The sequence below is a fragment of the Streptomyces sp. NPDC000594 genome (assembly GCF_040299965.1).
GTDB lineage: Bacteria > Actinomycetota > Actinomycetes > Streptomycetales > Streptomycetaceae > Streptomyces.
Genome location: NZ_JBEPCY010000004.1, coordinates 19,010 through 31,535 on the forward strand (window position 1 = coordinate 19,010; position 12,526 = coordinate 31,535).

Genomic DNA, 12,526 nt, shown 5'->3' on the forward strand with positions numbered 1-12,526 from the left:
ATGGCTTGGACGAGGAAAGATCGCCCTGTTGATGTTCCGCTGATGTTCGGCCGGACCCGAGGAGGGCGGCGCGGGTCGCGGAGGGCGAAGGGGAGGGGTCCGTTCCGCTCAACTCGTCACATCCGGTGAAGCCTTGGCCCCGGCTTGCCGTCCGCCGCCCGTCTCGCCACCCTGGGGTGGGACAGGGGTGTGGGGCGAAGGGGAGTGGCCGGTGGCCATCGGTGAGCAGCCCGCGTATCTGCGGGTCGCGGGCGATCTCCGCAGAAAGATCGCGAACGGAGCGCTGCCGCCCCACTCCCGGCTGCCCTCCCAGGCGCGCATCCGCGAGCAGTACGGGGTCTCCGACACCGTCGCCCTGGAGGCCCGCCGGGTCCTCATGGCCGAAGGGCTGGTCGAGGGGCGCTCCGGCTCCGGCACCTATGTCCGCGACCGCCCCCGCCCCCGCCGTATCGCCCGCTCCGGCTATCGGCTGCCCACCGGTGCGAGCGTCTTCCGCCAGGAGCAGTCCATCGGCTGGGCGCGCGGCACCTGGGGCTCCACCAGCGAGCAGGAGGGGGCGGGTCCCGGTGTCGCCGAGCGGCTCGGTATCGACCCCGGGGAGCGGGTGATGCGGACCCGCTACGCGTTCCGCGAGGACGAGGAGGTGGTGCTGGTCTCCACCTCCTGGGAGCCGCTCGCGCTCACCGGCCGCACCCCGGTGATGCTGCCCGAGGAGGGCCCTCTCGCCGGCCGGGGCGTCGTGGAGCGGATGGCCGCCATCGGTGTGGTGGTGGACAACGTCTCCGAGGAGATCGGCGCCCGCCCCGGCACCGCCGAGGAGCTGTCCGTCCTCGGCGGGGTGCCCGGTCACGCCGTGATGGTGATCGCGCGTACGTACTACGCCTCGGGGCGGCCCGTCGAGACGGCCGATGTCGTCGCCCCCGCCCACCGCTCCCGGCTGGTCTACCACCTGCCTGTGCACTGAGCCCGCCCGCCGTGACGACCGCCGCGACGGACCCCGTACCGGCAAGACCCGTACCGGCAAGACCTGTGCCAGCGGTCGGCAAGGGAGGCGCACTTCAGGAACGCGCCCCCAGTTTCCTATCTCTTTGTGTAATTCCGTATGCGCTGAGTGAAGGTCAGGCGTAGGCTCCGGCATATGCGCATTGAGGTTTCCCGGCCGTCGGCGACCACAACCGGACCACCCGAGGGAGAAGCGCGATGACCGACAGCAGTTCAGCGCTCCCCTGGCAGGTCATACGCCAGGACGACAACGGCAACTGCTATCGCGTCGGGCGGTACGCGACCGAGGACGAGGCCCAGCGGATAGTCGACACCCTCGATATCAAGGGGCACAAGCAGCTGTACTGGGTCGAGCGAATCGAGCAGACGACGACCTACTGAGCGGGGTACGAGCGGGGCCGCACGGTCTCGACCCGCGGGGGTGCGTCGGCGGGCCGGACGGCGGGCACAGTACGCTCCGGCGCATGACAGAGCGCGTGGTGGTGGCCGGAGCGGTGTACGACCGGGGAAGGCTGCTGGCCGCACGCCGCAGCGCCCCCGCGGAAGTCGCCGGCCGCTGGGAGCTGCCCGGCGGCAAGATGGAACCCGGTGAGACCCCCGAGGCCGCCCTCGTCCGTGAGCTGCGCGAGGAACTGGGCGTGGAGGCCGAGCCGCTGGCCCGGATCCCCGGCAGCTGGCCCCTGAACCGCGGCTATGTCCTCCAGGTGTGGACCGTCCGGCTGATCTCCGGGGAGCCCCGCCCGCTGGAGGACCACGACGCCCTGCGCTGGCTGGGGCCGGACGAGACCGACACCGTCGACTGGCTCGACCAGGACCGCCCCGCCGTGGCGGAGGCGGCCCGGCTGCTCCGCGACGGAACGGCACCGTGAGCCCCGTGACCCCCGTGCCTCCGGCCGCCATGCCCCGGACACCCGTACCCCAGAACCCCGTACCCCAGAACCCCGTACCCCTGCCCGGGGTGCTCCCGGGAGGGGCGCGCGCCGTGCGCGGGCGCGGGACCCGGACCCGTACGCCGTTCGCGTCAACCGTGCACCCATTACTCGGCTGAACCGGATACCCCGGCACGAATATCGGGTATGTGCTGATTAACCCCCCGAAAAGGGACGTGGTTTGCTGCTGGTCCGGGAAGTGAGCGGTGTGATCGACACCAACGGCGCCCGCGCCGAATGGACCTTCCCTGCCCAGCCCGACGCCGTCCGCATCGCCCGCCACGCGGTCCGGGACACCCTGCGCGACTGGGGTCTGGACCGGACGGTCGGCGATGTGACCGTCCTGCTGGTCAGTGAACTGGTGACCAACTCGCTGCGCTATGCCTCCGGCCCCATCGGGGTCAGCATGGCCCGGCCGGACCCCGGGGACGGCACCCCCGTACTGCTGGTGGAGGTGTCCGATCCGCTGCCCGATCCCCCCACCGAACGGACGGCGGCTCCCGACGACGAAGGCGGTCGCGGCCTTCAGCTGGTCGCCCGTACCGCGCGGCGCTGGGGAACCCGCCGGGGCAGAACGGGCAAGACGGTGTGGTTCGAGCTGGCCCTCACCGGTTAAAAGTGTGAAGAGATAACGATCACCGCCGCACAGGCGCAAAATGAACGAGACCGTGGTGTGATCGTGAACGCCGTGCGCGTCAGAGCCGTAGTGCTGAATACTGCGGTCATGGCCGGTCCGGTGCGGTGAGCTGGAGGGGACGGTCGCGTGAGCGAGATATCCGGGACATCGGGCGATGTCGTGTGGCAGAGCTGCCCACCTGGCTCGATATATGACTCCATCAGGGTGGCCACCTTCTCGATAGGCCCCGATGGGCTGGTCGATCAATGGAGTCGGCGTGCGGCCGAACTCTTCGGTGTCACCGCCGCCGAGGTCAAGGGGAAGGACCCGGTCGAGGTCCTGCTCCCGGCCGACCGGCGACGACAGGGCCGCAGCAGGCTCGCCGACATCCTCGACGGCAGGGAGTGGACCGGTCTTGTCCCCTTCCGCACCCCCGGGACGGCCGGTCTCCAGGGCATGGCCGAGGTCTATGTGATGCCCACCGAGACCGCGGCCGGCGAACGGGCCGCCCTCTGTATCGTCACCGACGTCCGGGCACTCCGCAGCATCGAAACCGATCTCGCCGCTTCACAGGCGATTTTCGGTCAATCTCCCTTCGGTTTTCTCCTCTTCGGTACCGATCTCCGGGTGCAGCGCGCCAACCAGCGCTTCGCCACCGTCTTCGGCGGCTCCGTCGAGGACCACCGCGGCCGGACCGTCCACGACTACCTCTCCCGCTCCGAGGCCGAGCGGATGAACGCCTCGCTGCGACGGGTCCTGGAGACCGGCGAGTCCGCGATCGAACTCCAGCTGGTCGGATCGCCGCCCGGCACCCAGGAGCGCCGGCACTGGTCGATCAACCTCTACCGGGTCCACAGCGCCGCCGGACGGACCATCGGCGTCGCCGGGGTCGGCACCGATGTCACCCGCCGCCAGGTCGCCGCCCGCGAGGCCGCCAGCGCCCGCCGCAACCTCGCCCTCCTCAACGAGGCCAGCGCCCGGATCGGCAACTCCCTCGACCTGGAGACCACCGCCCGGGAACTCCTCGATGTCGCCGTCCCCGGCTTCTGCGACCTCGCCTCGGTCGACCTCTTCCAGTCGCTGGTCACCGGCGACGAGGCGCCGCCCGGCCGCTGGGACACCGCCCGCTCCGAGAGCTACGGCGGCAGCGCGGCCCTGCGCCGGGTCGCCTTCGCCAGCGCGGTCTCCGACGCCCCCCTGATCACCACCCCCGGCTGCGGCTCCCGGAGCGGCGCGCCCACCGCCGTCGGCGAGGTCCACCGCTACACCTTCAACTCCCCCTGCGCCAACGCCCTGCGCACCGCCCGGGTGCAGTTCATCGCCGGACAGGAGGGCAGCCTGGTCCAGTCGACCCTCGCGGTGCCGATGGTCGCCCATGACAGCGTCGTCGGCCTGGTGCAGTTCTCCCGTACCAAGGGCAGTGAACCCTTCGGCGAGCGCGACCGGTTCCTCGCCGTCGAACTCGCCGCGCGCGCCGCCGTCTGTATCGACAACGCCCGGCTCTACCGCCGTGAGCACGAGCGGGCCCTCATCCTCCAGCGCAGCCTGCTCCCCCCGGGCGACCCGGAGGCGGCGGGGCTCGACATCGCCTGCCGCTATCTCCCCGGCAACGCCGCCACCGAGGTCGGCGGCGACTGGTTCGACGTCATCGAGCTGCCCGGCCACCGCACCGCCCTGGTCGTCGGCGATGTGATGGGCCGCGGCCTGCGCGCCGCCGTCGCCATGGGCGAACTGCGCACCGCCGTACGGACCCTGGCCCTGCTGGACATGGAGCCCGCCGAGGTGCTCTCCGCCCTGGACGAGGTGGCCCGGGGTCTTGGCAACCCCGTCGGCGCCCAGCAGGCCTCCCGGGTCGCCCACAAGTCCCGGGACGCCGATCTCTCCGAGGTCTACCTCGCGACCTGCGTCTACGCCGTGTACGACCCGGTCACCCGGCGCATCACCTTCGCCAACGCCGGACATCTGCCCCCCGTACTGGTGGAGCCCGGCAAGGAGCCGCTGCTGCTCGATGTGCCGCCCGGGATGCCGCTCGGCGTCGGCGGGGAGCCCTTCGAGGAGGTGGAGGTCGACCTCCCCGAGGGCGCCCTGCTCTCGCTCTACACCGACGGTCTGGTCGAGTCCCGCCACCACCCCCTGGACGACGGGCTCCGGGCCCTGCGGGCCGCCCTCGGCGACCCCGCCACCGCGCCGCCGCACGGGCACGCCCCGCCGCCGGTGGCCCGCCCCGACCTCACCCGGTCCCTGGAGGACGTCTGCGACCATGTGCTCACCTCCCTGGACACCCGGCACGGCGAGGACGACATCGCCCTGCTGATGGCCCGGGTACGGGGACTGCCCGCCGACGCGGTCGGCGACTGGCTGCTGCCCCGGGAGCCCCGCTCGGTGGGCCGCGCCCGTGAGCTGGCCCGCTCCCTGCTGGTCTCCTGGGAGCTGGAACCCCTGATCGACACCGTGGAGCTGCTGGTCAGCGAATTGGTGACCAATGCGCTGCGGTACGGCGAGGGCGAGATACGGCTGCGGCTGCTGCTGGACCGCACCCTGGTGTGCGAGGTGTGGGACTCGGGCCTGGTCCAGCCGCGCCGCCGGCGGGCCCGGGACACCGACGAGGGCGGCCGGGGACTCCAGCTGGTCGGGCTGCTGAGCGCGGCCTGGGGATCGCGCCGGACCCCGCGCGGCAAGACCGTCTGGTTCGAACTCGCGCTGCCGGACGGGAACACCACGGCCGAACCGACGGTGGACCAGCTGCTCAGCATGTTCTGAGACCCCGGGTGCCCGGTAGGCGGTGTGCGGTAAACGGTGTGCGGTACGGGGAAGGGGTCAGCCGCCCGCCTTGAGCGCCGCGAGCCGGGCCTCCACCTCCGCCGTGTCGCCCAGCGCGTCCAACCGCTCGAACTGCGCGTCCAGCGAGGAGGCGGCCAGCTCCTCCCGGCCCGCCGCCCGCGCCTCCTCGCGGCGCACCTTGTCCTCGAACCGGTGCAGCTCACTGGTGGGATCGAGGACGTCGACGCTCCGCACCGCGTCCATCATCCGGTGCTGGGCCCGCGCCGTGCGGTCCCGGGCCACCAGCTCGTTCCGCTTGGCCTCGACCTCGCCGAGCTTGGCCCGCATCTGGTCGAGGCCGGTGCGCAGCCGGTCCACCACCTCGGTCTGGGAGGCGATGACCGGTTCCGCCTCCCGGGCCTCCCGCTCCGACTGGAGCTGGCGCTGGAGGGCGATCCTGGCGAGGCCGTCGAACCGGTCCGCCTCCGCGGGCTGCCCCGCCGTCCGCAGTTCGTCCGCCTTCCGGCTGGCCGCGACCGCCTTCCCGCCCCACTCCCGGGCCGCCGCCACATCCTCATGGTGGTCCTGTTCCATCAGCCGCAGATTGCCGATGGTGCCCGCCACCGCCTGCTCCGCCTCACGGATATTGGTCGTGTAGTCCCTGATCAGCTGGTCGAGCATCTTCTGCGGATCCTCGGCCTGGTCGAGCAGGGCGTGGATATTGGCCTTCGCCAGCTGGGTGACCCGGCCGAGCACGGTCTGCTTCGTCATGACGCCTCCTGGGTGAACGGACATCCCGGGCGTCGCACCGCCCGGCCCGGTGGCGCCCCTCGGCCCCTCCGGTCGCTGCTCGGAACCGCCGGTCTCGCCTCGGAGCCCGCCGGTCCCCGCTCAGAAGCGGCCCCCTCCCATCCGGCCCCGGGTGCCCCCGCCGCCGAAGCTGCCCGGTCCGCCGACGCCCCCGCCGCCGAAGCCGCCGCCCCGCCCCGTACCGCCGAAGCCGCCGCCCCCGCCGAACAGCCCGCCGAGGAGGATCCCGCCGAGGACGGCGCCGCCGAGCCCGCTGCCCGTACCGCCCGCCGGGGAGCCGCCGCCCGGTCCGAAAGGCTCTCCGAAGCCGCGTACGTCCTCCTCCGCCAGGCGCTGGGCCTCCCGGGCCAGGGCGTCGGCGCGCTGGGCGGCGGCGAGCGCCTCCCGGGTGCCGGCCCGCTCCGCCGGGAGGGACCGCCCGGCCCCCTCGGCGGCCGTCGCCCCGCCGTCCGCCGTCGCCGTCGCGCCGCGCAGTTCGCGCTCGGCCTCGGCCAGCCGGGTACGGGCCCGGCTGCCGACGGCGCCCCGGTGGGCGGCGATGTAGTCGGACGCCGCCCCGACCGCCGACCGGGCGCTCAGGACCGCCTGGCCGAGGAGGGTACGGGAGCGTCTGACCCCCTGCTCGCTCTCCCTCGCCCCGGCCAGCGCCTCGTCCAGGGCCGCGTCCGCCTCCTCCACCCGCCGCAGCGCGTCCAGCGGGTCGGCGGGCCCGGCCGCCAGCAGGGCCCGTACCTCCGCCGCGACCGCCTCGGCGCGGGCCGCCCGGCCCTGGAGGGTGCCCCGGGGCACCTCGGGGTCCATGCCCTGGAGGAGCCCCCGGGCCTCGGCGAGATCGCTGTCCGTCTCGGTGAGGGCGCCCGGCAGCCGCCCCGCCGCCTCCGCCAGCTCCTGGGCGCGCCGTTCCACGGCCTCCATCAGCGCCTCCGCCTGGGCGAGCGCGGCCTCCGCCGCCCGGACCTGGACCGCCGCCGCGCCGTGGTCGGCGGCGGCCACCGCGGCCTGGGCCCGGTCGAGTGCGGCACGGGCGAAGAGCAGCCGTTCGCCCGCCTCGCCGGGGCCGGTCGCGACCGGGGCGGAGGCCGGGGGCGCGTACCGCTGCCGCAGCATCGTCAGGGTCGCCTCGGCGGTGATCAGCCGCCCGTCCAACTCCTGGTACCGCTCCCGGGCCGTGGCCAGCGCCTGGGGCGCGTTCCGCTCCAGGGCGCGCAGCCGGTCGAAGGCGTCCGACTCGGCGTCCAGCCGGCGGTTGGCCGCGGTGCAGCGGGCGATGATCTCGTCCAGCATCCGCCGCCGCTCCTGGTCGTCCTCCGGGTGGGCGTCGTCCAGCTCCTGGCGCAGCCGGAAGGCGGCGGTCAGCTCGCCCCGGGCGTGGGTGACGGCGTCCTGGAAGGGCCGGGCCGCCTCCTCGCCGAACTGCGCGGTGACGAAGCCCAGCTCCTCCTGGCTGGTCCGGACGGCGTCATCGGTCTCGACCAGGGTTTCCCGGGCGCGGGCGTCCAGCTCGGTGAGGGGGAGGGGCGGGGGCGGGCCGCTGCTCCACCCCGCCTGGTTGCCCTGGGGGGTCGGGCGGGACCGGGTCCGGTGCCGCCGCCGGGTCCAGGCGTAGGCCCCGGCCGCCCCGGCGGCCACGACCACCGCGAGGGGCAGCAGCAGATCGGTGCCGGAGCTGCGGGCGGCGGAGCCACCGGGGTCGGGGTCGCCGGGGGTGAGGGCGGGCTGCGGCACCGGCCGTCCCGCGAGCACGGCCCGGTAGCCGTCGGCCGCGCCGATGGCGGCCCCGGCCCAGTCGTGTGCCCGCAGGGCCGGTTCGACGGCGGTGTCGGCGACCCGGGCCAGCTGGGCGTCGGTGAGCGGGGACGAGGCGTCCACCCAGTACGCGTACTGCCGGTCATGGGTGGCGACGGCGAGCAGGACGTCGTTGCGGCCCAGTCCGTTGCGGACGGCGGTGGCCTCGGCCCACTGGGGGGCGGGGCGGCCGGAGAAGTCGCGGACATAGACGGGGAAGAGCTGGATCCGGTCCTGGGCCCAGAGCTGTTCGAGGGCCCGGGTCACGGCCGGGCGGCGGTCGCCGAGCGCGTTCACCCGGTCGGTGATCTGGCTGTCGCGGGAGAGGGTGACGGGGTCCTCGGCGGGAGCGCCGACTCCGGCCGCCGGTCGGTCCGGCGGCCGGGCGGCGGTGTGTGCGGCGCCGGGCGGGGGCAGGGCCAGCAGCCATGCGGCGGCCAGCGCCGCGGGGAGCACCCGGGTGCGCGATAGCGTCACATGGGGGAGATTATGTCCGCTTTTATGAGTGCGCGACCCGGGCGATGACGGGCGGTGACGAGCGGCTGGGCACCGGCTGGAGGGGTGGCTCCCCGGGGTCGTCGGACCCCGGGGAGCACCCGGGTGTCAGCTCCGGCGCCGGATCTTGTCGCCCAGCCACACCAGAGGGTCGTACTTGCGGTCGACGGCCCGCTCCTTGAGGGGGATCAGCGCATTGTCCGTGATCTTGATCCCTTCGGGGCAGACCTCCGTACAGCACTTGGTGATGTTGCAGTAGCCGAGACCGTGCTCCTCCTGCGCCGTCCGCTTGCGGTCAAGGCCCGCGTCGGCCGCCGCGTCCAGGGGGTGCATGTCCAGCTCCGCCACCCGCATCAGAAAGCGCGGCCCGGCGAAGGCGGGCTTGTTCTCCTCGTGGTCCCGCACCACATGACAGGTGTCCTGGCAGAGGAAGCACTCGATGCACTTCCGGAACTCCTGGGAGCGGTCCACATCCATCTGCCGCATGCGGTACTCGCCCGGGGCCACCCCCTGGGGCGGGACGAAGGCAGGCACCTCACGGGCCTTGGTGTAGTTGAAGGACACATCCGTCACCAGGTCCCGCACCACGGGGAAGGCCCGCAGCGGGGTCACCGTGATCGTCTCCGTCCGCGAGAAGACCGACATCCGGGTCATGCACATCAGCCGGGGCCGTCCGTTGATCTCCGCGCTGCACGAGCCGCACTTGCCCGCCTTGCAGTTCCAGCGCACGGCGAGATCGGGCGTCTGGGTGGCCTGGAGCCGGTGGACGATGTCCAGGACGACCTCGCCCTCATGGACCTCCACGGAGAAGTCGGCGAGCCCGCCGCCGTCCTGGTCGCCGCGCCACACCCGAAAGCTGGCCTGGTACGAACTCACTCGTAGAGCTCCTCTTCGGGGAGGTACTTGACCAGCTCTTCCTTCTCGAAGAGGGCGAGCAGGTCCGGGCGGATGGGGTCGGTGGTCCGGCGTACCAGGGAGATCTGGGCGCGGGCGGGATCGGTGGCGGTCAGGGTGCCCGCCGGGTCGGTGAGCCGGCAGTGGAGATTGACCGACCGCCAGGTGCGGTCCATCGCCGGATGGTCCTCGCGGGTGTGGCCGCCCCGGCTCTCGGTGCGCTCCAGCGCCGCCCGGGCCACACACTCGCTGACCAGCAGCATGTTCCGCAGATCCAGGGCGAGGTGCCAGCCCGGGTTGAACTGCCGGTGGCCCTCGACGCCGGCCCGGCGGGCCCGTACCCGCAGATCCGCCAGGCGCTTGAGGGCCTGCGCCATCTCGCTCTCCCGGCGGATGATGCCGACCAGGTCGTTCATGGCCTGCTGGAGTTCCTGGTGGAGGGTGTACGGGTTCTCCGCGGGGGCGTCATCGGCGTGCCCCTCCGGATGGAAGGGGCGCAGCGCCTCGGCGGCGGCGGAGTCGATCTGCTCCTCGCGCACCGCGGGCCGGTCGCCGAGCCCCGCCGTGTACCCGGCCGCGTGCTCCCCGGCGCGGCGGCCGAAGACCAGCAGATCGGAGAGGGAGTTGCCGCCGAGCCGGTTGGAGCCGTGCATGCCCCCGGCGACCTCCCCGGCGGCGAAGAGACCGGGCACCCCGAGGGCGGCGGCGCTGTCGGAGTCGACCGCGATGCCTCCCATGACGTAGTGGCAGGTGGGGCCGACCTCCATGGCCTCGGCCGTGATGTCGACATCCGCCAGCTCCTTGAACTGGTGGTACATCGACGGCAGCCGGCGCCGGATGGTCTCGGCGGGCATCCGGGTGGAGACATCGAGGAAGACCCCGCCGTGCGGCGATCCCCGGCCCGCCTTCACCTCGGCGTTGATCGCCCGGGCGACCTCGTCGCGGGGGAGCAGCTCGGGCGGCCGGCGGTTGTGGTCGGGGTCCTCGTACCAGCGGTCGCCCTCCTCCTCGGACTGCGCGTACTTCTCCTTGAAGACCTCCGGGATGTAGTCGAACATGAACCGCTTGCCCTCGGAGTTGCGCAGCACCCCGCCGTCGCCGCGTACCGACTCGGTGACGAGGATGCCCTTCACCGACGGCGGCCAGACCATCCCGGTCGGGTGGAACTGGACGAACTCCATGTTGAGCAGGGGAGCCCCGGCGAGCAGGGCGAGGGCGTGGCCGTCCCCGGTGTACTCCCAGGAGTTGGAGGTGACCTTGAAGGACTTGCCGATGCCGCCGGTGGCGAGGACCACCGCCGGGGCCTCCAGGACGAAGAAGCGGCCGGACTCCCGTTCGTAGCAGAAGGTCCCGGAGACCCGGTCGCCGTCCTTGAGGACCCGGGTGACGGTGCATTCCTGGAAGACCTTCAGCCGGGCCTCGTAGTCGCCGAACTCGGCGTGGTCCTCCTGCTGGAGGGCGACGATCTTCTGCTGGAGGGTACGGATCAGCTCCAGGCCGGTGCGGTCGCCGACATGGGCGAGCCGGGGGTACTCATGGCCGCCGAAGTTCCGCTGGGAGATCCGTCCGTCGGGGGTGCGGTCGAAGAGCGCGCCCCAGGTCTCCAGCTCCCAGACCCGGTCGGGGGCCTCCTGGGCGTGCAGCTCGGCCATCCGCCACTGGTTGAGGAACTTGCCGCCGCGCATGGTGTCGCGGAAGTGGACCTGCCAGTTGTCGCCCGCGTTGACATTGCCCATGGAGGCGGCGATCCCGCCCTCGGCCATGACGGTGTGTGCCTTGCCGAAGAGGGATTTGCAGATCACCGCCGTCCGGGCGCCCCGCTCCCGGGCCTCGATGGCGGCCCGCAGCCCGGCGCCCCCCGCACCCACCACGACGACGTCCCACCGCTGTCGTTCGAGCTGAGTCATCAGAAGAACCTCGGATCGTCGAAGGCGCCGGACGCGACGAGATAGACATAGAAGTCGGCGACTCCGACGCTGATCAGCGAGGCCCAGGCGAGCTGCATATGGCGGGCGTTGAGCCGTCCGACCAGCCCCCAGAGCCGGTAGCGCACCGGGTGCCGGGAGAAGTGTTTGAGACGGCCGCCGACGATATGCCGGCAGGAGTGACAGGAGAGGGTGTACGCCCAGATCAGCGCGATGTTCACCAGGAAGACCAGGCTGCCGAGTCCCATATGGCCGAAGGCGTAGTGCTCGTCCCGGAAGGCGAGCACGGTGTCGTAGGTGAGGATTCCGGCGACCGGGAGCGCCGCGTAGAAGAAGTAGCGGTGGATGTTCTGGAGGATCAGCGGGAAGCGGGTCTCCCCGGTGTACTTCTTGTGCGGCTCGGCGACCGCGCAGGCGGGGGGTGAGGCCCAGAAGCCCCGGTAGTACGCCTTGCGGTAGTAGTAACAGGTGAGCCGGAAGCCCAGGGGGAAGATCAGGATCAGCAGGGCGGGGGAGAGCCCCCACCAGCTGCCGAGGATCTCCCAGTTGGGGCCGCCCTTCATCGGGACGCAGTTCTCCGCGAGACAGGGCGAGTAGAAGGGCGAGACATACGGCGCGGCGTAGTAGTCCGCGTTGGCGAACGCCCGCCAGGTCGAGTAGAGGACAAAGGCGAGCAGACCGCCGGCGGTGAGCGCCGGGGTCAGCCACCATCGGTCGGTCCGCAGATGGCGGGGACCGATGGCGGCGCGGGTCGCGCCGTGCACGCCGCTATGGATTTGTGGTGGTTCGGTGCCAGTGGCCAACGAGGTCTCCTAGGCCGCCCGTGAAGGGCGGGTCCGGTTCAGGGAGCGTGGCGGTCGCGGACGCCCAGGCCCTCGTCGTCCGAGTCCGTCCACAGGGCGTGGTTGTACGGAACGTCGGGGATGGTGACCAGCTCGGTCCGCTCCGGGGGCTTTCGTTCGGCGGTCGTGCCGCCCGGCCGGCCGCCTGAGCCACGAAGCTGGTCGACCGTTCTCTCCAGCTCGCCGACGCGCTGCACCAGCTCGTCGAGGCGGTAACGGATCGTGGCCAGATCTTCCTGCTGGGACATGATGTGCCCTCACTTCCGCAGGGTGCGGGTGGCGTCGCTCATGCGCCTGCGAGTGTCGCGCGTCACATCCCCCTTGGGAAGGGGATGCGCGGGATTCTCATCGCGTCTCATTGGGCACTCGTCGCACGCCGCAAGCGCGCCCCCGATGGGTGCTGCCTTCGTGGCTTCATTTTCTCCATTTTTGTCAGAGCGTGTACGTCTCGTCACTGCGCTGGACGGG

11 protein-coding genes are annotated in these 12,526 nt (G+C 72.5%); 5 read left to right on the forward strand and 6 right to left on the reverse strand.

Annotated elements, in window-relative coordinates; all coding sequences use genetic code 11:
- Window positions 1-211 precede the first annotated feature (211 nt).
- From ABT354_RS07355 to ABT354_RS07375, 5 genes are all read left to right on the forward strand, one after another.
- Entirely contained in the window at window positions 212-964 is a 753-nt protein-coding gene (locus ABT354_RS07355) for a GntR family transcriptional regulator (protein WP_351490255.1), read from the forward strand.
- A gap of 236 nt (window positions 965-1,200) precedes the next feature.
- Window positions 1,201-1,383 carry an SPOR domain-containing protein gene (locus tag ABT354_RS07360; RefSeq protein ID WP_351490257.1) on the forward strand — a complete coding sequence of 61 codons (183 nt, stop codon included), beginning with the start codon at window positions 1,201-1,203 and terminating at the stop codon, window positions 1,381-1,383.
- 83 nt (window positions 1,384-1,466) lie between these two features.
- Window positions 1,467-1,871: a (deoxy)nucleoside triphosphate pyrophosphohydrolase gene (locus ABT354_RS07365; protein WP_351490260.1), complete on the forward strand. Its 405-nt coding sequence runs from the start codon at window positions 1,467-1,469 to the stop codon at window positions 1,869-1,871.
- 259 nt (window positions 1,872-2,130) lie between these two features.
- Window positions 2,131-2,547, forward strand: a complete 417-nt coding sequence (locus ABT354_RS07370) for an ATP-binding protein (protein WP_351491110.1) — start codon at window positions 2,131-2,133, stop codon at window positions 2,545-2,547.
- A gap of 147 nt (window positions 2,548-2,694) precedes the next feature.
- Window positions 2,695-5,307, forward strand: coding sequence for a SpoIIE family protein phosphatase (locus tag ABT354_RS07375; protein ID WP_351490263.1), 2,613 nt, complete (start codon window positions 2,695-2,697; stop codon window positions 5,305-5,307).
- Between the two features lie 57 nt (window positions 5,308-5,364).
- Here the strand turns inward: ABT354_RS07375 and ABT354_RS07380 are convergent, their stop codons facing one another.
- The 6 genes from ABT354_RS07380 to ABT354_RS07405 form a co-directional block, all read right to left on the reverse strand.
- Window positions 5,365-6,078, reverse strand: a complete 714-nt coding sequence (locus tag ABT354_RS07380) for a PspA/IM30 family protein (RefSeq protein WP_351490266.1) — start codon at window positions 6,076-6,078, stop codon at window positions 5,365-5,367.
- Window positions 6,079-6,198: 120 nt separating this feature from the next.
- Window positions 6,199-8,379, reverse strand: coding sequence for a TPM domain-containing protein (locus ABT354_RS07385; RefSeq protein WP_351490270.1), 2,181 nt, complete (start codon window positions 8,377-8,379; stop codon window positions 6,199-6,201).
- Between the two features lie 126 nt (window positions 8,380-8,505).
- Window positions 8,506-9,273: a succinate dehydrogenase/fumarate reductase iron-sulfur subunit gene (locus tag ABT354_RS07390; protein WP_351490273.1), complete on the reverse strand. Its 768-nt coding sequence runs from the start codon at window positions 9,271-9,273 to the stop codon at window positions 8,506-8,508.
- On the reverse strand, window positions 9,270-11,198 hold the full coding sequence (locus ABT354_RS07395; protein WP_351490275.1) for a fumarate reductase/succinate dehydrogenase flavoprotein subunit: 1,929 nt from the start codon (window positions 11,196-11,198) through the stop codon (window positions 9,270-9,272). Before ABT354_RS07395 ends, ABT354_RS07390 begins: the two co-directional genes overlap by 4 nt.
- Window positions 11,198-12,019: a succinate dehydrogenase subunit SdhC gene (sdhC, locus tag ABT354_RS07400; RefSeq protein ID WP_351490277.1), complete on the reverse strand. Its 822-nt coding sequence runs from the start codon at window positions 12,017-12,019 to the stop codon at window positions 11,198-11,200. The genes ABT354_RS07395 and sdhC overlap by 1 nt, the downstream gene beginning before the upstream one ends.
- Before the next feature lie 38 nt (window positions 12,020-12,057).
- The gene (locus tag ABT354_RS07405; protein ID WP_351490280.1) at window positions 12,058-12,306 is read right to left on the reverse strand and encodes an Rv0250c family protein; all 249 of its coding nucleotides are present in this window, start codon (window positions 12,304-12,306) and stop codon (window positions 12,058-12,060) included.
- Window positions 12,307-12,526: the final 220 nt, after the last annotated feature.

What these genes read in the sequence shown, in the direction of transcription:
- ABT354_RS07360 (WP_351490257.1), top strand. Translation starts at nt 1,201, where the DNA reads ATGACCGACAGCAGTTCAGCGCTCCCCTGGCAGGTCATACGCCAGGAC.
- ABT354_RS07365 (WP_351490260.1), top strand. Translation starts at nt 1,467, where the DNA reads ATGACAGAGCGCGTGGTGGTGGCCGGAGCGGTGTACGACCGGGGAAGG.
- ABT354_RS07380 (WP_351490266.1), bottom strand. Translation starts at nt 6,078, where the DNA reads ATGACGAAGCAGACCGTGCTCGGCCGGGTCACCCAGCTGGCGAAGGCC.
- ABT354_RS07395 (WP_351490275.1), bottom strand. Translation starts at nt 11,198, where the DNA reads ATGACTCAGCTCGAACGACAGCGGTGGGACGTCGTCGTGGTGGGTGCG.
- ABT354_RS07405 (WP_351490280.1), bottom strand. Translation starts at nt 12,306, where the DNA reads ATGTCCCAGCAGGAAGATCTGGCCACGATCCGTTACCGCCTCGACGAG.